The 17,031-nt window shown below is 30.6% G+C and carries 20 protein-coding genes and 4 tRNA genes; 18 read left to right on the top strand and 6 right to left on the bottom strand.

Features of this window, described 5'->3' with window-relative positions; translation table 11 throughout:
- Positions 1-54 precede the first annotated feature (54 nt).
- The 4 genes from BR66_RS0122670 (at position 55) to BR66_RS0122655 (ending at position 481) form a co-directional block, all read left to right on the top strand.
- Positions 55-137: transfer RNA gene (locus tag BR66_RS0122670), tRNA-Leu, on the top strand.
- Positions 138-184: 47 nt separating this feature from the next.
- Positions 185-259 (top strand) — tRNA-Gly (locus tag BR66_RS0122665).
- A 6-nt stretch (positions 260-265) separates the two neighbouring features.
- Positions 266-339, top strand: a tRNA-Gly gene (locus BR66_RS0122660).
- A gap of 65 nt (positions 340-404) precedes the next feature.
- Positions 405-481 (top strand) — tRNA-Arg (locus BR66_RS0122655).
- 226 nt (positions 482-707) lie between these two features.
- On the opposite strand, the gene BR66_RS26740 is transcribed toward BR66_RS0122655, so the two are convergent.
- Both BR66_RS26740 and BR66_RS26735 read right to left on the bottom strand, forming a co-directional pair.
- Positions 708-986: a hypothetical protein gene (locus BR66_RS26740; protein WP_026884953.1), complete on the bottom strand. Its 279-nt coding sequence runs from the start codon at positions 984-986 to the stop codon at positions 708-710.
- 48 nt (positions 987-1,034) lie between these two features.
- A complete protein-coding gene (locus tag BR66_RS26735) occupies positions 1,035-1,415 on the bottom strand; it encodes an Rpn family recombination-promoting nuclease/putative transposase (protein WP_423219395.1) in 381 nt (126 codons plus the stop codon).
- Positions 1,416-1,698: 283 nt separating this feature from the next.
- On the opposite strand from BR66_RS26735, the gene BR66_RS0122640 reads away from it, so the two are divergent.
- From BR66_RS0122640 to BR66_RS0122625, 4 genes are all read left to right on the top strand, one after another.
- On the top strand, positions 1,699-2,106 hold the full coding sequence (locus BR66_RS0122640; RefSeq protein ID WP_026884951.1) for a nucleotidyltransferase domain-containing protein: 408 nt from the start codon (positions 1,699-1,701) through the stop codon (positions 2,104-2,106).
- 331 nt (positions 2,107-2,437) lie between these two features.
- The gene (locus BR66_RS0122635; protein WP_026884950.1) at positions 2,438-2,869 is read left to right on the top strand and encodes a MarR family winged helix-turn-helix transcriptional regulator; all 432 of its coding nucleotides are present in this window, start codon (positions 2,438-2,440) and stop codon (positions 2,867-2,869) included.
- Positions 2,870-2,948: 79 nt separating this feature from the next.
- Positions 2,949-4,688 (top strand): ABC transporter ATP-binding protein, encoded by a 1,740-nt coding sequence (locus BR66_RS0122630; RefSeq protein ID WP_026884949.1) that lies wholly within the window; start codon positions 2,949-2,951, stop codon positions 4,686-4,688.
- Positions 4,675-6,603, top strand: a complete 1,929-nt coding sequence (locus BR66_RS0122625; RefSeq protein WP_026884948.1) for an ABC transporter ATP-binding protein — start codon at positions 4,675-4,677, stop codon at positions 6,601-6,603. Before BR66_RS0122630 ends, BR66_RS0122625 begins: the two co-directional genes overlap by 14 nt.
- Before the next feature lie 763 nt (positions 6,604-7,366).
- Here the strand turns inward: BR66_RS0122625 and BR66_RS0122620 are convergent.
- Positions 7,367-7,870, bottom strand: a complete 504-nt coding sequence (locus tag BR66_RS0122620) for a tyrosine-type recombinase/integrase (protein WP_026884947.1) — start codon at positions 7,868-7,870, stop codon at positions 7,367-7,369.
- A gap of 63 nt (positions 7,871-7,933) precedes the next feature.
- Here BR66_RS0122620 and BR66_RS0122615 point away from each other — a divergent pair, with 63 nt between their 5' ends.
- From BR66_RS0122615 to BR66_RS25430, 6 genes are all read left to right on the top strand, one after another.
- Positions 7,934-8,851, top strand: a complete 918-nt coding sequence (locus tag BR66_RS0122615; protein WP_026884946.1) for a DUF2935 domain-containing protein — start codon at positions 7,934-7,936, stop codon at positions 8,849-8,851.
- 210 nt (positions 8,852-9,061) lie between these two features.
- Positions 9,062-9,241: a hypothetical protein gene (locus BR66_RS25970; RefSeq protein ID WP_156946362.1), complete on the top strand. Its 180-nt coding sequence runs from the start codon at positions 9,062-9,064 to the stop codon at positions 9,239-9,241.
- Positions 9,242-9,252: 11 nt separating this feature from the next.
- A complete protein-coding gene (locus BR66_RS26730) occupies positions 9,253-9,384 on the top strand; it encodes a PDDEXK family nuclease (RefSeq protein ID WP_341350090.1) in 132 nt (43 codons plus the stop codon).
- A gap of 199 nt (positions 9,385-9,583) precedes the next feature.
- Positions 9,584-9,790 carry a hypothetical protein gene (locus BR66_RS0122600; RefSeq protein ID WP_026884945.1) on the top strand — a complete coding sequence of 69 codons (207 nt, stop codon included), beginning with the start codon at positions 9,584-9,586 and terminating at the stop codon, positions 9,788-9,790.
- Between the two features lie 69 nt (positions 9,791-9,859).
- Positions 9,860-10,318 (top strand): sigma factor-like helix-turn-helix DNA-binding protein, encoded by a 459-nt coding sequence (locus tag BR66_RS0122595; protein WP_051624361.1) that lies wholly within the window; start codon positions 9,860-9,862, stop codon positions 10,316-10,318.
- Positions 10,319-10,430: 112 nt separating this feature from the next.
- The gene (locus BR66_RS25430; RefSeq protein ID WP_084156591.1) at positions 10,431-11,615 is read left to right on the top strand and encodes an IS3 family transposase; all 1,185 of its coding nucleotides are present in this window, start codon (positions 10,431-10,433) and stop codon (positions 11,613-11,615) included.
- Positions 11,616-11,911: 296 nt separating this feature from the next.
- Here the strand turns inward: BR66_RS25430 and BR66_RS0122585 are convergent, their stop codons facing one another.
- Together BR66_RS0122585 and BR66_RS0122580 are read right to left on the bottom strand one after the other, a co-directional pair.
- A complete protein-coding gene (locus BR66_RS0122585; RefSeq protein ID WP_026884942.1) occupies positions 11,912-12,781 on the bottom strand; it encodes an alpha/beta fold hydrolase in 870 nt (289 codons plus the stop codon).
- Positions 12,765-13,373 (bottom strand): TetR/AcrR family transcriptional regulator, encoded by a 609-nt coding sequence (locus BR66_RS0122580; RefSeq protein ID WP_026884941.1) that lies wholly within the window; start codon positions 13,371-13,373, stop codon positions 12,765-12,767. The genes BR66_RS0122585 and BR66_RS0122580 overlap by 17 nt, the downstream gene beginning before the upstream one ends.
- A gap of 336 nt (positions 13,374-13,709) precedes the next feature.
- On the opposite strand from BR66_RS0122580, the gene BR66_RS24610 reads away from it, so the two are divergent.
- On the top strand, positions 13,710-14,078 hold the full coding sequence (locus tag BR66_RS24610) for a DUF1847 domain-containing protein (protein WP_242841209.1): 369 nt from the start codon (positions 13,710-13,712) through the stop codon (positions 14,076-14,078).
- Positions 14,079-14,426: 348 nt separating this feature from the next.
- On the opposite strand, the gene BR66_RS26300 is transcribed toward BR66_RS24610, so the two are convergent.
- Positions 14,427-14,786: a hypothetical protein gene (locus BR66_RS26300; RefSeq protein WP_026884940.1), complete on the bottom strand. Its 360-nt coding sequence runs from the start codon at positions 14,784-14,786 to the stop codon at positions 14,427-14,429.
- 148 nt (positions 14,787-14,934) lie between these two features.
- Here BR66_RS26300 and BR66_RS24605 point away from each other — a divergent pair, with 148 nt between their 5' ends.
- From BR66_RS24605 to BR66_RS25020, 3 genes are all read left to right on the top strand, one after another.
- Positions 14,935-15,513 carry a DNA cytosine methyltransferase gene (locus tag BR66_RS24605; RefSeq protein WP_051624360.1) on the top strand — a complete coding sequence of 193 codons (579 nt, stop codon included), beginning with the start codon at positions 14,935-14,937 and terminating at the stop codon, positions 15,511-15,513.
- A gap of 161 nt (positions 15,514-15,674) precedes the next feature.
- A complete protein-coding gene (locus tag BR66_RS0122560; protein ID WP_026884939.1) occupies positions 15,675-15,980 on the top strand; it encodes a hypothetical protein in 306 nt (101 codons plus the stop codon).
- Between the two features lie 206 nt (positions 15,981-16,186).
- A complete protein-coding gene (locus BR66_RS25020; protein WP_051624359.1) occupies positions 16,187-17,002 on the top strand; it encodes a methyl-accepting chemotaxis protein in 816 nt (271 codons plus the stop codon).
- The last annotated feature ends 29 nt before the right edge of the window (positions 17,003-17,031 follow it).

The following is a 17,031-nucleotide window of genomic DNA, read 5'->3' as shown; positions in this document are numbered from 1 at the left end:
ATGACTTTTAATCATGTTGTCCGGGGTTCGATTCCCCGGTAAGCCACCAAATGTGCAGGTGTGGCGGAATGGCAGACGCACTAGACTTAGGATCTAGCGCCTTAGGCATGGGGGTTCAAGTCCCTTCACCTGCACCATTTAATAAAAGTAAGTCTAATATAGTTTAAGTGGCATTTTTAATGTTGCGGGAGTGGCTCAGTGGTAGAGCGTCACCTTGCCAAGGTGAACGTCGCGAGTTCGAATCTCGTCTTCCGCTCCAAAATTTGCGGGTGTAACTCAGTGGTAGAGTGTTAGCCTTCCAAGCTAGTTATGAGAGTTCGATTCTCTCCACCCGCTCCATATTTTAAACAGTAAACTTGCCTGGAATTGAACTTAATGTTTAATCTAGGCTTTTTATTATATATGCACCCATAGCTCAGCTGGATAGAGTTGCAGACTTCGAATCTGATGGTCGAGGGTTCGACTCCCCCTGGGTGCACCATAAAGCATTGATACAAGCCAGTTTACAGAAATGTGAATTGGCTTGTATTTTTGTCTTCCCACAAAAGTCTTAGAAACTTTCAGTTTGTGCCATAAAGTAATAGCCATTAAATTAGGTTATACAAATAGTTTAGCTTATTTGAGAAAATTAAAATTTGTTACAAAATCAAAATTTGTTACAAAATCAAATAAATAGAATCGCCATTTCTGACGATTCTATTTTGGTATTAGTTGTTCATTTTATTTTTTATGTCCATGATAATTTCCCTTGGTAATTCAGTTAAATCAACTACATCTTCTATACTGTCTCCACTTCGTAACATTTTTTCTTCTACTCTCAATGCTCTTTTATTTGATCCTTTTTCTTCAGCGGACTTGATCCTAGTAAGTTGATCACTAATTTCTGCCTGTCTTGACTCATATAGCATTCTTGCATTTTCATCCTTGCTTATTATCTGCAATAAATCATAAGCCTTTTTTATATCCTTGTTTTTTTCTGCTAACATTTCCATCACCCTCTAGGTATTGCTCATACTGCCCTGCATAAATATTATTTATGCAGCTTTCGATTTTCCATCTAGGAACTCCATCCACTGAACTATTGGATCATTTTCATCTTTTTCAATATCATCGTCAAACAATTTGGGAATCTCTAGAAAATGAACTTCAAGTATATCTGTTAACCTATACCCTGATTTATCTTCTGTGACATGATAGCTTGAGTAGAGCTTTTTTAGTGGTGTACACTTGAAATCTACTATGTTTATGGTTACACATTTTTTTAACTTATCATAAGTATCTCCAGGTTTGATCTGACTTGTATACATCTTACTCCAGTAGAAAATAGTCCTTTCTGCCATATATTCTGTGGGTAGTATTTGAATTTCTACATCGATTTCTTTAACTGATTTTGTTCTTACTTTAACATCAAGTATGCCTTTTTTATCTTGCTTAAATGCTTTTATAAGTTCCGCATTAATTATTATATTTATTGTTGCCTATCTTCATTTTATCAAAAAATTACATTTTATTCTACACTATTTATTATAAATATATATTACTGTAGTAGCTAAATATAGGTATCCACATCAATTCTAAAGCCTTGATTTTTAAATTTAGAAATGGTTTATGTAAATTACAAAAGAATATATGTAATTATTTCTGGTGTTAAAAAAATAATATTGTATAATATTATTATGAGATAGGAAGTGAGCAAAAATGAAGGATATAAGTTGTATAAGAAATATAAAAATAAGGGAAATGCTAAAAAAAATTGATAATAAAATGGTTGATCTTTTTAAAGGTAAATTAAGAAATATCATTCTTTATGGATCTTATGCAAGAAATGAAAATACAGCGGAATCGGATATTAATTTTTTGGTACTTGTAAATGAAGATGAGAATAAAATTAGAGAACATGAAGATGCAATAACTGATATAATGGTGGATTTATCCTTAGAATATAGTATTGTAATTTCAATATATACTCAAAGTGTGAGTGTATACGAAAGTCAAATTAAGATACTACCATTTTTTATGAATGTGCAGAGAGAAGGAATAAATGTACATTTTTCTGATATAGTGCTGCAAAAGGAACAAAAAAGAGTAATAGGGAAAGAAATATAATCTTACAAAAATCTTCCCACATATTTCCCACACAAGTGTTATTTAGATTTACTTAGAAAGTAAAGACGAGTAACTCTAGTAATACCAACATTTATAGAAAAGTGTAGAAAAATAAAAATTCATTAAATCAAATCTGATGGTCGAGGGTTGGACTTCCCCTTGGTGCACCATAAAGCATTGATACGAGCCAGTTTGCAGAAATGTGAATTGGCTTGTATTTTTGTTCGTAATTTTAAAATTGCAAATTGAAGTTGAAATAGTATCATATTGACAAGAGAAATATTTAAATTTATAATTAGTTAGGAATCTAACATAATTACGAGGTGTAAACATGGATAAAGATGTACATATCGGAAAACAAATAAGTATTTGTGCAAACAGGATTCATAGAAAGATAGGTAAAGAAGCAGCACGGTATGGGATAACAGGTGTACAGTCAAGAGTGATAGGATTTATATACCATGAATCTCACAAAAGAGACATCTTTCAAAAGGATATAGAAGAAGAACTTGATATTAGACGTTCTTCAGTAACTAGTGTTCTTCAACTGATGGATAAAAACGGATATATAAAAAGATTAAGTGTTTCTGAAGATGCACGTCTTAAAAAAATAATACTTACAGAGAAGGGAATGGAAATTCAGAAAAATGTACACGATTTTATACTTAAATTTGAGAGATCCTTAAGCGATGAATTAAGCGATGAAGAAGCAAATACACTTATTAATTTAATTAATAGATTATCTGAAAAAATTGCTGATTAAGGCATCATTAAATTTTTGAGATGCCTAATTACAATTTTTTCAAGTAATTAGTTAGAAGTCTAACATGAGGAGGAAGGTTATGGTAAAGAAGTTAGCAAGTTATATTAAAGAATTTAAAAGGGATACTATTATTACCCCCATATTTGTTGCGCTTGAAGCAGCTATGGAGATGATTATTCCACTATTTATGTCATGGATTATTGATAATGGAGTGTCAAAAGGCAATGTAAAATATGTATGTATTGTGGGAGTGGTTATGTTAATAGTAGCTTTTTTATCACTTACCTTTGGAGCATTAAATGGTAAATATGCGGCTAGTGCATCTACAGGCTTTGCTAGAAACTTAAGAAAGGGTATGTATTATAATATACAAAATTATTCCTTTGCTAATATAGACAAGTATTCTACAGCAGGGCTTGTTACTAGATTAACTACTGATGTAACAAATGTTCAAAATGCATTTCAAATGATAATAAGAATATTAGTGCGAGCTCCACTAATGTTAATTTTTGCAATGTCCATATGTTTTTACATTAATGTGAAGTTATCCTTCATATTTTTAGGCGCCATATTTTTTCTTGGAATTGTATTATATTTTATTATGAGTAGTGCACATCCATATTTTTTAAAGGTATTTAAAAAATATGATGATTTAAATGCAAGTGTTCAGGAAAATTTAACTGGCATACGTACTGTAAAAGCGTATGTAAGAGAAGATCATGAAACGGAAAAATTCCATAAATCATCCCTAAAGTTATATCAATATTTTTTAAAAGCTGAAAAAATTATTGTATTCAATGCTCCTATAATGCAGTTTACAGTGTATACTTGCATTTTGCTTTTATCATGGCTTGGTGCAAAAATGATTGTTTCAAAATCTTTGACAACTGGACAGTTAATGAGTCTATTTACGTATACAACTAATATATTGATGAGTCTTATGATTATGTCAATGGTATTTGTAATGATAATTATGGCAAAGTCATCTGCTGAAAGAATTATAGAAGTTTTAGATGAAAAAAGTGATTTGAAAAATGGCGAAAACCCTATTTATGAAGTGCAAGATGGGTCTATAACCTTTAATAATGTTAGTTTTAGTTATAACAAAAGTATGGACAATCTAGTTCTACAAGATATCAATATAAAAATTAATTCTGGTGAAACTATAGGCATTATTGGAGAAACTGGTAGTGGGAAGTCAACCCTTGTTCAACTTATCCCAAGGTTATATGATGTTACAAAAGGAAGCGTAGAAGTTGGAAATATTGATGTTACAAAATATGATATAGAAACTCTTAGGAATGAAGTTTCAATGGTACTACAAAAGAATGTATTATTTTCTGGAACTATAAAGGAAAATTTAAGGTGGGGAAATAATGATGCCACAGATGAAGAGCTTATTGCTGCCTCAAGGCAGGCTCAAGCTGATGAATTCATAGAAAAACTGCCTAATAAATATGACACCTTTATTGAAGAAGGAGGGACAAATGTATCTGGAGGACAAAAGCAAAGGTTATGTATTGCAAGGGCTTTACTTAAAAAGCCTAAAATATTGATTTTAGATGATTCTACTAGCGCTGTGGACACTAAAACTGACGCACTTATACGACAAGCTTTTAAAGAAACAATACCTAATACTACAAAGATTATTATTGCACAGCGTATTTCTTCAGTTCAAGATGCAGACAGAATTATTGTATTAAATGATGGAAAGATAGGTGGGTTTGGAACTCATAATGAATTGTTAAAGTCAAATGCTATATACAAGGATGTATACGAATCTCAAGTAAAAGGAGATGATAGCAATGAGTCAAAGTAATATCAGTAAACCTAGACAGATAAATGGACGCAGGGGACATGGTCATGCAAAATTTAGTAAAAATTCATTGAAGATACTAAAAAGGCTACTATTTTTTGTGTTTAAGGACTATAAGTTTCGATTTTTTGTTGTAATAGCAACTATTATTATAAGTTCTCTTGCTAATGTTATTGGTACTTTATTTATAAGACAATTAATTGATGACTATATATCACCACTTTTAAAATATCATGGAACTGATTTTGGACCACTGCTTAAAATGATAGTTACAATGGCAGCGATTTATTATGTTGGAGTATTATCAACATATGTTTATAGCCGTATAATGATTGGAGTTTCTCATGGTTCTCTTAAGAAAATAAGAGATAATATGTTTGAACATATGGAATCTTTATCCATAAGTTTTTTTGATACACATTCTCATGGAGATTTAATGAGTTTATATACCAATGATACAGATACGTTAAGGCAAATGATTAGTCAAAGTATACCACAATTGTTAGCAGGAATTATTAGTGTACTCAGTATATTTATCTCCATGATCTATTTGAGTTTACCGCTTGCAGGAGTTCAAGTACTAATTGTAATATTAATGGTTTATGTTACTAAATCTATTGGAGCCAAAAGCGGGAAATACTTTCAAAAACAGCAAAAAGATTTAGGTCAAGTAAATGGTTATATAGAAGAAATGATGGATGGACAAAAGGTTGTAAAAGTGTTTTGTCATGAAGAGGAAGCTAAATTAAACTTTGATAAATTAAATGACCTCCTTTGTGAAAGTGCAAATAATGCTAATATGTATGCCAATGTTTTAATGCCTATAATGGGAAATATAGGCTATATTAATTATGTATGTGTTGCTATTTTGGGGTCCATTTTGGCTATTGGAGCATTTGGTGGATTTACAATTGGAAGCTTAGCCTCATTTTTACAATTAACAAGAAGTTTTAGTCAAACAATAAATCAGATGTCTCAGCAGCTGAATTTTGTTATTATGGCTTTAGCAGGAGCAGAACGTATATTTAAGCTTCTTGATGAAGAGAAAGAAATGGATGAAGGGTATGTAACATTAGTTAAGGCAAAGGAAAATGAAAAAGAGGAATTAACAGAGTCTAAAGAACGTACTGGAATTTGGGCATGGAAGCATCCCCATGAAGATGGTACAGTTACTTATACAAAACTTCATGGAGAAGTAATATTTGATGATGTAGATTTTGGCTACAATAGTGAAAAAATAATATTGCATAATATAAATCTTTATGCAAAACGAGGACAAAAGGTAGCCTTTGTAGGTGCTACAGGTGCAGGAAAGACTACAATTACTAATTTAATTAATCGGTTTTATGACATTCAACAGGGAAAGATAAGATATGATGGTATTAATATTAACAAAATCAAGAAAGATGATTTAAGAAGGTCCCTTGGAATGGTATTACAAGATCCTCACTTATTTACAGGAACTGTTGCGGACAATATTAGATATGGAAAATTGGACGCAACGGATGAAGAAGTGGTTGCAGCAGCAAAACTTGCAAATGCACATGGCTTTATAAAACATTTGCCCAATAGCTATAAAACAACTATTACAGGTGATGGAGGAAATTTATCACAAGGTCAAAAGCAATTATTAACAATTGCTAGAGCAGCTATTGCCGATCCACCAGTTTTAATACTTGATGAAGCTACATCAAGTATTGATACAAGAACAGAAGCAATTGTTCAAGAGGGAATGGATAAGCTTATGAAAGGAAGAACAGTATTTGTAATTGCGCATAGACTTTCTACAGTTAAAAATTCTGATGTGATTATGGTATTAGAGGAAGGCAGGATTATTGAAAGAGGAAATCATGATACATTAATTGAACAAAAGGGCAATTATTATCAACTTTATACAGGTGCATTTGAATTGTCATAAACAAATTTTTTTGTTTCAGTTCAAGTTTTTTTCCATCTCAAACTTAGAAACCGTTATCCATGTACGTAGCAGCTGTTATACTCTAAAGAGAAAGCGATTGATGAAACTACTAAGTGACTAGCACCAATCAAAGATTGGATTCTCTACTTTTCTACTTTTCTGCTTTTCCCACTTTTATAGAAGATGGGAGTATTACGGCTGCTAGTCATCGGATAAAATATATTAATCTTCAATTCGGAATGAGGTGTTTTTGCCTATCTTCATTTTATTCTACACTATTTATTATAAATATATATTACTGTAGTAGCTAAATATAGGTATCCACATCAAGTTTAAAGATTTAAATTTAAAAATGGTTTATGTAAATTATAATCATTATATACTCAAAGTGTGAGTGTACACGAGAAACAAATTAAGATAGTACCGTTTTTTATGAATGTGCACATAGAAGGAATAGATGTACATTTGTCTGATATAGTGCTGCAAAAGGAATAAAAAAGAGTAATAGGTAAAGAGATATGATGTCACTAAAATCTTCCCACATCTTTCCCACACAAGTGTTATTTAGCTTTAGATTGGCTTAGTGAGTAAAAGTAAGGAAATCTAGTAATACCAACATTTATAGAAAAAAGTGGAGAAATATAAAACTGATAAAACAAATCTGATGGTCGAGGGTTCGACTCCCCCTGGGTGCACCATAAAGCATTGATACAAACCAGTTTACAGAAATGTGAATTGGCTTGTATTTTTGTCTTCCCACACTCTAGATAAATAAATCATTTAATTTTTCTTGTTTTTGTACTGCACTATGTTGTTTTAATATTGGTAGTAGAGATGATGGTATAGGAACAGATCTAGTAGACATAGTTGATTTTGGAGTTTGATCTATAGTCTTATATTCTTTGTTGCCATCAGCGGCAATAATATATACTTTTTTAACATTTCTTTCAACTTTCAATTGTTTATTATCAAAGTCAATGTCACTCCATTTTAAACCTAACAATTCACCTTTCCTCAATCCTGTCCCAAGATCCAATAAAATTAAAGCTTTTAATCTATGATTTTCTAAAGCCGTAAACAACAATTTAATTTCTTTGTTCGTAAATATTTCAACAATATGTTCTTTATTTTCAACCTGTCCAAGTATAACAATCTTTTTACCAATACATGGATTTTTTATAAGGTAGCCCTCATCTACAGCATAATTAAAAAATGATATTAATAAAGAACAGTCAAGTAAGTATGGGGTAAATATAAATTGTAACATTTTATATTTTAAGTTAATAAATTAATTAGAAGTGAATAATTATTATATTAAAAGAGGTAAGTTATGGTATCAAACATTAATTTCATACAGCAGTCTCTTGAATTGCATCTTTTTTTTGCACGGATTATGAAAGAACACTCATTTTTTTTAGAAATAGGTTTTACACAGAAGGAGTCAATGTTTATACATGAAGCGGATGCCTTTAGAAGAGAATTTGATAGGCTTTTAGCAGATGTTATATCACTTTCTAATGGTATTGTTAATTCTAGTGTATTGAAATCTGGTGAAATAATAACACCTTTTACACTAAAAGCTGAGATGGCGTCATCATATTTTACAGGGATAAATATTGCAACTGGTTTGACCGAAGCAGAGAAAGGCTTAATGGGTGATAACTTAAGAATGGATAGTACTGTTCTTGAAAGAAGAGTGTGTACACTTAATGAAAGATCACAGTATTTAATTAAATCCTTAGTACAGTTTAAATACAGAATATTATCAGATGTTATATCCTGTAGGATATTTACAAACAACTATCCGTTACTTTTAGACCATATTATAAGAGAAGCAAATTTCTACTTTTCCATGGTTCAAAGATTGCAAAATCGGGAAGAAATCAATTTGGAACGAGAGGCTTATGATCAAGAAGTATTTTGGAATAGAATTATGGCTGAACATTCAAAATTTATTCGTGGACTTCTTGATCCAACTGAAAATGAGCTCATAAATGCTGCAAATAACTTTGGAAACGAGTTTGATAAATTGACAAAAGAAGCTATGGATAAGACAACATCAATTTCAAAAGTTACAGAGGATAGTTTTAAAGCAACTATAGAAATAAGTAAATTTAAAGCACAAGGTACGCAAGGACTGGTAGAGTGCAAGATCAAGTCCATAATAATACCATTGTTAGGCGATCATACTTTACGCGAAGCAAATCACTATTTACGCTTATTGAAGATATTTCAAAAGGGTGCATAATAATTTGGGTCTTCCTTTATATATCTTTAAATTCTTGTTACTTATTTTCAAATAATTGTTTCATTTATGTTTTTCGCAATGTCCTAATTATTAAAAACTAAGTAATTTACTAATAAAACACCGTACTATTCAAAATTGTAAATTGAATTTTACGGTGTTTTTGCGTGGCAATTCAATGGGTTTGTAATCAATAAATAAGCAGGCGAGAAAATGAACGATAAATATTTAATTTTATCTATTTTGGGGATGGAGTTTATGGGTAAATTCACAGAGATATCGCTCATTATGAAAGCTGACATAGAGAAAAAACGTAAAAATGATGAAAGAAAAAAGCAATGGATTGCAAATAATTATAAATATAGCAAAATAGCTAGAAGAAAACGAAAATGAGGAGGAATAATATGACCAATTCAAAGCAAAAGGGTGCTCGTGGTGAACGTGAATTATCATCTAAATTAAAAGAGTATGGCTATAACACTAGACGTGGACAACAATACTGTGGAGCTAATGGGATGCAGACGTTGTTGGGCTAAATGGCGTACATATTGAAGTAAAAAGAGTTGAAAGACAAATATATATGATGCAATAACCCAAGCTAAAACAGACGCTAACGAGGAAGAAATGCCTAAAGTATTTCACAGGAAAGATAGATGTGAATGGTTAGTAACTCTGAGATTAGATGATTATATGAAAATGTATAGAGCTTATGAAGAGTTAAAAGGGGCTGTGTGAATGAAATTTACTGGTAACCCGAGTAGCAAATATTTTTTTAATCCAGGGAAGCTTGATGAAGATATTAAAAAGGATCAAGAAATAATTCAGCAGAGAAGAAAAATAATATATGAAACATTAATGGATCTCATTAATTTAGATACATTTCAGAAAGAAAACTATGATTTAATAATTCAAGAGTTAATCAGAATAAAAAAAGAAAATTAATTTTAGAAGGGTGATATATGGACAGGTTAATATTTATTAAGTGGCTGATAAAAAGGCAGGAATGAATCCATGGCATTTGAGCAAACAAAATGTAGCATTACAGACTATTATAAAGCGGTTGAAGATATGCTGTATGGTTACAAAGCAATGCACGCTGAGATTAAAAATATAGAGCTAGAAATCGCTGAACTAGAAAATGAATATCAAGGGTGTGGATCTATTTCATATGAGGAAAAGTCAGCTCCAACAAATAAATTTAACAGTCCAGTCGAAAATGAAATGATATCCAAAAGATATAAACTAGAGTGGCTTAAAAAAAGGAAACATAAGCTAGAGGTGAAAATTAAAAAAATTGATAATGAACTTTCAATATTAACTGATAGAGAATATAAGATAATAGAACTCCGGTATTTTGAAAATATATCAAATAAGGATGTAGCAATAAGATTGGATTTAGCGGAGCAAAGGATAAGCGAGGTTAAGTCTAAGATAATAAATAAGTTGATTAATTTGGTGTTCGTAATGTAGTTTTGATAAAATTTCTCAAAGTTCGTAAATGGATTCATTCTGACCCCATAATAGTCTTCGACAGTTTCTAACGAACATGTTAATATTAAAATATAAGATGGAGGTTAGAAATATGGCAAGAAGACGATTTACATTAGATGATAAAATAAAGATTATTGAAGAAATAAATAATGGTTTAACCAATGCTCAAGTTTGCAAAAAATATGAATTATCACCGTCCACACTCTCCACCTTTAAGCGACAACTTAATGTAATTAATGCCACTGAGCCAGACGAATATAAACCAAGTGCTAAAGAAAGAGCACTTGAAGATGAAAATCGTAAGCTTAGAGAACTCGTTGGTAAAAAAGAATTAGAACTTAATATGCTTCAAGATTTATTAAAAAAAAAAGAAATACCTACGGTAGAGTACAAGATATCTTTAGCTAAAATATATTATCAAATGGGTCTTAAAATATCTAGAGCATGCATGATGCTACAAATATCAAGATCGGCTTATTATCCAAAGAAAAAAGCTATAAAAATCGCTAGTGATGAAAATGCTAAGGTCGGTAGACCTGTTCCTGAATTTTCCTATGGAATAAATAACTGTGTTGTAGATGATTCTGTCATCGAAACTCTTTTACACGAAGCATGTGAAAAAACTCCATTCTACGGTTATAAAAAGATTACTAAGATCCTCCGTAGGAATTATGATTTACATATAAATGCTAAGAAGGTTTATCGCATAGCTAAGCAACTAGGCTTGTTGCTACCATATATTAAACATACCAAACAAGGTCATCTTGCTATCGCAAGAAACATAACAGCTATAAATCAATTATGGCAAATAGATATCAAATATGTTAAAGCATTAAATGGGCAATTTATTATGCTTACAGATATTATTGATGTTTGTTCCAGAAAAATTGTTGGTAGAGAAATAACTAGAACTGCAACCACTGATGATGCTATTGTCGCAATAAAAAGAGCTCTCATTGAAAATAAAATTACCACGAACCTGATTCTCAGAAGTGACAATGGCCCACAATTTACTTCGATTAAATTCGAACAGTTATGCAAAATAAATAATATATATCACGAGCGTATTCCAGTAAATTCACCTAACAATAATGCACATATTGAATCTTTTCACTCCTTACTTTCTAAGGAATGTATATCTTGGAATGAGGTTAAAAATTTCACTGACGGTTACCGACTTATTGATGAATATATAAGATTTTATAATGAAGAAAGAATTCATGGAAGTCAGAATTACATAAGTCCAAATCAATTTATTAGGGAATCTACAAATTAGTTAGCATACGTTAGAAATTGTCCATAATAGAGGGAGCGATCCGGATTAATATGTACTATTATATATATTAGTTAAATAATAGACTATAATTGCGTTATTAATTACTTTGAAATTGTAAAATATGGAGAATTACCAATACAATATGCTTTTTTTCTGCTTTGTCACTTATGATAATTAGTATGTTTCAGCTACTTTAGCCCCGGTTGCACAGCTGCTGGAACTCCCTTTTAGGCAAGAGTGCTGCATTATATACCTTTGCGGTACTATCTAGATGGTTATTAGCATTGATGATAATTTTAATTGCTAAAAAAATATTCTATTTCAGTCAATATTTTATTTATGTTTGTATTATTTTGCATATGGCTTGAATTCTGAAGAATAACTGCTTTCGTTAAATTTGAAAAAATTTGTTCTGACCTTGGAACAATGAGCTTACTAGGGAAAAAAACATCATTTTCAGCAGCAAAGAGCAATGTTGGAGAGCTATACTCGTGCAAGGCTTCCTTTGTTGCGTATTTTGGAAAGGCTGTTTCTATTTTCACATAGTCGTAAACATATTTTATTTCTAGCAATACATCTTCTTGGATCACATCATCAAACATTGCAACACAAGCTTTCAGTAAATTTTTATCATTAGGGAATATTTTATAAATTGTAAGTGGTACAAGTATTTTGCGTATCATATCATATATTTTTCCTCCTGCAATACCAGAAGGTGCAACAAGTACAGCTTTTTCTATTCGCTTTGGAGCAAATGCAGCTAGTCCTACAATTATTCCCCCTCCATAAGAATGACCGATAAATTTAGCTTTTTCAACTCCCAACCCGTCCATAAAATCACAGACCCACTCTGCATATTCATTGTTTTTTGGATTTAGTCGTGTTTCATCACTTTTTCCAGGATGTCCAATGGCATCAGGTGCATATATTCTATAATTTTTTGCAAGTGGTTCAAACCATTTTAACGTTATTGGATTTACTACATTTCCACCATGAAAACATATTATAGGAGGTGCAGATTCATCTCCACCAACTAGTATATGTGTTTTACCAAAGCGTGTGTCTATATAACAACTGTCAAACTTTGTATTTAATTGAGCTTGCAATTTGTTATAAATATCAAGTATTTTTTCCTTACCAACAGTACTTTTATATATTGATTTCATCGCTAATTCCCCCAATAAATATTTTGTTTGCAAGACTTTCAATTAAGAACTCTGTTACATCATCAAAGCGAATTTTCCCAATTTCGTTTTGATGAAGAGTCGTGAAAAACAAAGTCCTTATAACGCTAGACACAAATTCAATATCGGTATCAATGTCAAAAAATTTAAAGAGCTGTTTGGTTTTATCATCATCGCTGGATAAGTGCATTTTAATCTGTTCATCTGTTAGTTTTCGCATGAGTAGCACATAATCACCATTTTGAAGATTTAAAATAAAAGGGTTTTTCTCAACTTCTGAAATCATTTGTCTTAATCCGTTCATAAAAGCTTGTTTTTTTGTGCAATTGCAATCCTTTAGGGTTTCAATCATCATATTTTTAAGGCGTTCATCAATACGCTGAAGAACATCCCAAAAAAGAAGTTCTTTTGATTTATAAAATAAATAAAATGCACCTTTTGAAATTCCAGCTATTTTAACAAGCTCATCAACGCTTGTTTTTCTAATGCCATATTTACTCCAACAATTCTCTGCAGCATTTAAAAGCGTTTCTCGTATAGTTTCCTTTTCGTTACTACTAAAGCCTTTTGCCATATTGCCACCTCTTTCAAATACTATATGACTAATATGTTATTTTAAGTCGTAGATATTATACCACTTAATTATGTGAAAAATCAATATCTATTTTTGTATTTATTTCTCATACTGTATTATTATAAGAATAAAATAAGATTTATTTTCGAAGTTATAAATGAATATAAAGATGATTTTTCAAAACTATATTTACAGACAGTTACTTCATATCTTTCTTTTATTGTTCAACAATGGTAAAATTGTGAAGTAAAGTATTAAATAAAAAATAATTAAGATGGAATAAAATTAAATATGATATTTAAATGATTGTAGAGATTATATGAAAGAAGGTTTTTTATGTATAATTCAGCGTTATGTTCTATTCATGCTTGTAATAAAACAGAACTGGATAAAGCACCTAAAAATTGTCCAAGTCTTGATGAGAAAATGAAAAAAATTAAAGAAGTTTATAAAGATGAAGAAATTTTTAAAATTGCTAAAGTATCAGCATTAGTTGTGAGTGACGGATATGGTGAAAAGGCAAGATTAGAAGAAACAACTGATTTCGGTAAAAGATGTCAGTATAAAAGTATAGCAATTGCATTTTGTGTTGGTTTATCTAATGAAGCTAAGATTTTAAATAAAGTTCTTAGTTATAATAGGTTTATTGTAAATTCTGTAATTTGTAAAAATGGAGGTATATATCAAAAGATTTTATTGATATAGATTCAAATGTGACAATGTGTAATCCAATAGGTCAGGCTAATTTTTCTCTACTCATATCAAAATATCCTCGTTGAATCCTTATTCGGTCTCCAAGTTCTGTATAATCGACTTGATTTCTCATATTACTCACCCCATATAATTGTACACAAAAATCATCAATATATAAATAAGGGTAATGTAAATAAATTATACTTCTGGTTAAACAATTAAATAAATATTAAAATTATTTTAAATATAATATATCTTAATTCATAGTAGTACGATAATATCATAGAAAAAGCAAGGGAGGAACGTTCAGTGATGATTGTTCCTCTCTATTAGATTGATTTGGTACTATTTTAACGTCCGTTAATACATATCATAATCATCATAGTCATCATAGTCATCATAATTGTCATAATCATCATAATAATCAGAAGACATATGTTGGGGAGAATATGGGTAACCAAAAGGAAATGGTAAAAAAGGGAATGGTCTACGACGTCTACGACGCCTACGACGCCTTGGGGGCATAGGATAAGGTCTTCGTTGTACAGGATAAGGTCTTTGCCTATTCATAAATGGACAATAAAATGATTGGCTATCATTGTGCATAGAAGAATTCATGGTATCGATATTATCGCCTATAGGTTGTGTATATTGGATAATTGCATCACTATGTTTTTCATTATCCGGGTTAGAAGAGTTATTTTCATTTCTATAAAACATATATTCCTCCAAGAAATTAAATTATCTACAGTTGTATTGTATGTTTTTATAGAAATTAAAGTTACAATAAATAATGTATTGTAACTCTTGCTTTGGTGTGACGGGCGGTGTGTAAATAACCTAATATCAAAATAAGGAGAAGCGTAAAATGATAAAAATATTTAGTTTATTTAGTGGAATTGGTGCTTTTGAGAAAGCACTAGAAAATCTAAAAGTAGATTATAAGTTAGTAAATTATTGTGAAATTGATAAATTTCCAAGTTATGCATATTCAGTAATGCATAGAATATCTGAAGACTATAATTTAGGGGATATAACAAAAGTTGATATCAGCAATATTAAAAATTTTGATTTATTAACACATAGTAGCCCATGTCAAAGCTTTAGTTTTGCAGGAAAAGGAGAAGGCGGAGACGAGGGCAGTGGAACTAAATCATCATTAATGTGGTATACAGTTCATATTATTAGAAATAAGATGCCTAAGTATGTCATCTGGGAAAATGTAAAGGCAGTAACATGTAAGAAGCATAAGCATAATTTCGATAAGTATTTAAATACGCTAGAGAAGTTAGGTTACTGTAATTATTGGAACGTATTGAATAGTAAAGATTATGGAGTACCTCAGCATAGAGAAAGGGTTTTTGTAGTGTCTATAAGAAAAGACATTTGCAAAGATTCTTTTAAAAAAATAATCTGTTTATTAATTATCATTATAAAAGCAAGGTAAATCAATGTTTAATAGCCCTTAATTAAATACAATGAAGAAATAGCTCTAAGTATGGGGTTGTTATAAAATCTAAAACTGGGCTTTATTTGAGCTTTTGAAGGATTTTTCGGTGCTTTTGTTGAATGTAATCAAAAATACATTAATAGAGTGAGGCATATAATATGAAATTCACAGTTGTTTTTAGTTCATATGAGTCAACAGAGTATTCTTATGGGTTAGTATTTGCACCATGCCCAATATGGATAAAAGGTGAAGAAGAAATTATTAATTTAAATCCAGGATTTCCAAATTATAAACTTGGAGGTGTTAAAAAACTAATTGATGTTGAAAATTTGAATTCCAAATTATATGAACGTAATTGTTTGGTTGTTATTCATGAAACTGGACATGGAAGCAATGATGATTTAATTAATTTAGTGAAAGATTTAAGAAATGAAAAATTTAAAGTTAGAATTTGTTCATTATAATTATAATTTTTAAGACCATTAAATAAATGTTCACTTAATGATAGTAGGTTGTTAAAAGTCTAGTAGGAGTTAATCTCATTAGGCTTTATTTTATTATGAAAATATAGTAAATATAGTAATTAGTACAATGATAATGTTATAATTATGATAAAATATACGAAAATTAGATATAATAAGACAAAAAATACAAAATGGAGATGATTGGCGTGAATAATTTGGAAGTATTGAATTCATATTTAAACAATTTTAAAGATTTAAATCCACTGGATTCTGTTGTTATGATAGCAGACAATGAAGGTATAATAGTGAATTTTATTGATGCAGAGGGTTTTAAGTTAAATGCTAATATAGGTACTAAATTACCACAAGGAAGTGCGGTAGCCGAATGTTTATCAACTGGTAAAGTGATTCATAAAACTCTTACAAATGAGGTTTATGGTGTTCCTGTAAAAGCAATTGGAACGCCAATTTATCAGGATAATAAAATTATAGGAGCAGTTGGAAATGCCACAAGCCTGAAATCTCAAGAAACTTTACAGAACGTTATTCAAAACATTGCGGCAACATCCGAAGAAATTACAGCAACTACAGAAGAAGTCGCTGCATCTGCAACAGTATTAGCAAAAGATTTAGAAAGCCTAAAATCAAAGGTTAAAGATGTAATGGATGAAGTTAATAAAACAGATGAGGTATTGAAATTTATAAATAATATAGCCTCAAATTCTAATTTATTAGGAATCAATGCTGCAATTGAAGCAGCTAGGGCAGGAGAAGCAGGAAGAGGGTTTTCAGTAGTAGCATCAGAAATAAGGAAAATGTCAACTAATAGTTCTGATTCTGTAAAAAGCATAAAGGGAATACTTGAAAACATTCAAGAGAAATCATTAATTATGGATAAAACTATTCTGGAGGCAGCTAGTCTTGGAGAAAGCCAATCAACAGCTATAAATGATATAGCGAAAGCCATCGAAGATCTTGCAACATCGGCAGTAAACTTGGATAGTATAGCTAAAATAATATAGAGTAGTTCTAGGTTTAGTAAAATTAAAGC

The organism is Clostridium akagii DSM 12554 (genome assembly GCF_000686725.1).
In the GTDB taxonomy this organism is placed as follows: Bacteria; Bacillota; Clostridia; order Clostridiales; family Clostridiaceae; genus Clostridium_I; species Clostridium_I akagii.
Note: the sequence above shows the minus strand (reverse complement) of the source record. Positions and strands in the feature narration are given on the sequence as shown.

Excerpts from the sequence above, each read along its gene's own strand:
- BR66_RS26730 (WP_341350090.1), top strand. The coding sequence starts at position 9,253 with ATGACCAATTCAAAGCAAAAGGGTGCTCGTGGTGAACGTGAATTATCA.
- BR66_RS25970 (WP_156946362.1), top strand. The coding sequence starts at position 9,062 with ATGAACGATAAATATTTAATTTTATCTATTTTGGGGATGGAGTTTATG.
- BR66_RS0122560 (WP_026884939.1), top strand. The coding sequence starts at position 15,675 with ATGAAATTCACAGTTGTTTTTAGTTCATATGAGTCAACAGAGTATTCT.
- BR66_RS0122615 (WP_026884946.1), top strand. The coding sequence starts at position 7,934 with ATGGTATCAAACATTAATTTCATACAGCAGTCTCTTGAATTGCATCTT.
- BR66_RS0122600 (WP_026884945.1), top strand. The coding sequence starts at position 9,584 with ATGAAATTTACTGGTAACCCGAGTAGCAAATATTTTTTTAATCCAGGG.
- BR66_RS26300 (WP_026884940.1), bottom strand. The coding sequence starts at position 14,786 with ATGTTTTATAGAAATGAAAATAACTCTTCTAACCCGGATAATGAAAAA.
- BR66_RS0122585 (WP_026884942.1), bottom strand. The coding sequence starts at position 12,781 with ATGAAATCAATATATAAAAGTACTGTTGGTAAGGAAAAAATACTTGAT.
- BR66_RS0122630 (WP_026884949.1), top strand. The coding sequence starts at position 2,949 with ATGGTAAAGAAGTTAGCAAGTTATATTAAAGAATTTAAAAGGGATACT.
- BR66_RS0122635 (WP_026884950.1), top strand. The coding sequence starts at position 2,438 with ATGGATAAAGATGTACATATCGGAAAACAAATAAGTATTTGTGCAAAC.
- BR66_RS0122620 (WP_026884947.1), bottom strand. The coding sequence starts at position 7,870 with ATGTTACAATTTATATTTACCCCATACTTACTTGACTGTTCTTTATTA.
- BR66_RS0122625 (WP_026884948.1), top strand. The coding sequence starts at position 4,675 with ATGAGTCAAAGTAATATCAGTAAACCTAGACAGATAAATGGACGCAGG.
- BR66_RS25430 (WP_084156591.1), top strand. The coding sequence starts at position 10,431 with ATGGCAAGAAGACGATTTACATTAGATGATAAAATAAAGATTATTGAA.
- BR66_RS0122640 (WP_026884951.1), top strand. The coding sequence starts at position 1,699 with ATGAAGGATATAAGTTGTATAAGAAATATAAAAATAAGGGAAATGCTA.
- BR66_RS24605 (WP_051624360.1), top strand. The coding sequence starts at position 14,935 with ATGATAAAAATATTTAGTTTATTTAGTGGAATTGGTGCTTTTGAGAAA.
- BR66_RS0122595 (WP_051624361.1), top strand. The coding sequence starts at position 9,860 with ATGGCATTTGAGCAAACAAAATGTAGCATTACAGACTATTATAAAGCG.
- BR66_RS26740 (WP_026884953.1), bottom strand. The coding sequence starts at position 986 with ATGTTAGCAGAAAAAAACAAGGATATAAAAAAGGCTTATGATTTATTG.
- BR66_RS0122580 (WP_026884941.1), bottom strand. The coding sequence starts at position 13,373 with ATGGCAAAAGGCTTTAGTAGTAACGAAAAGGAAACTATACGAGAAACG.
- BR66_RS24610 (WP_242841209.1), top strand. The coding sequence starts at position 13,710 with ATGTATAATTCAGCGTTATGTTCTATTCATGCTTGTAATAAAACAGAA.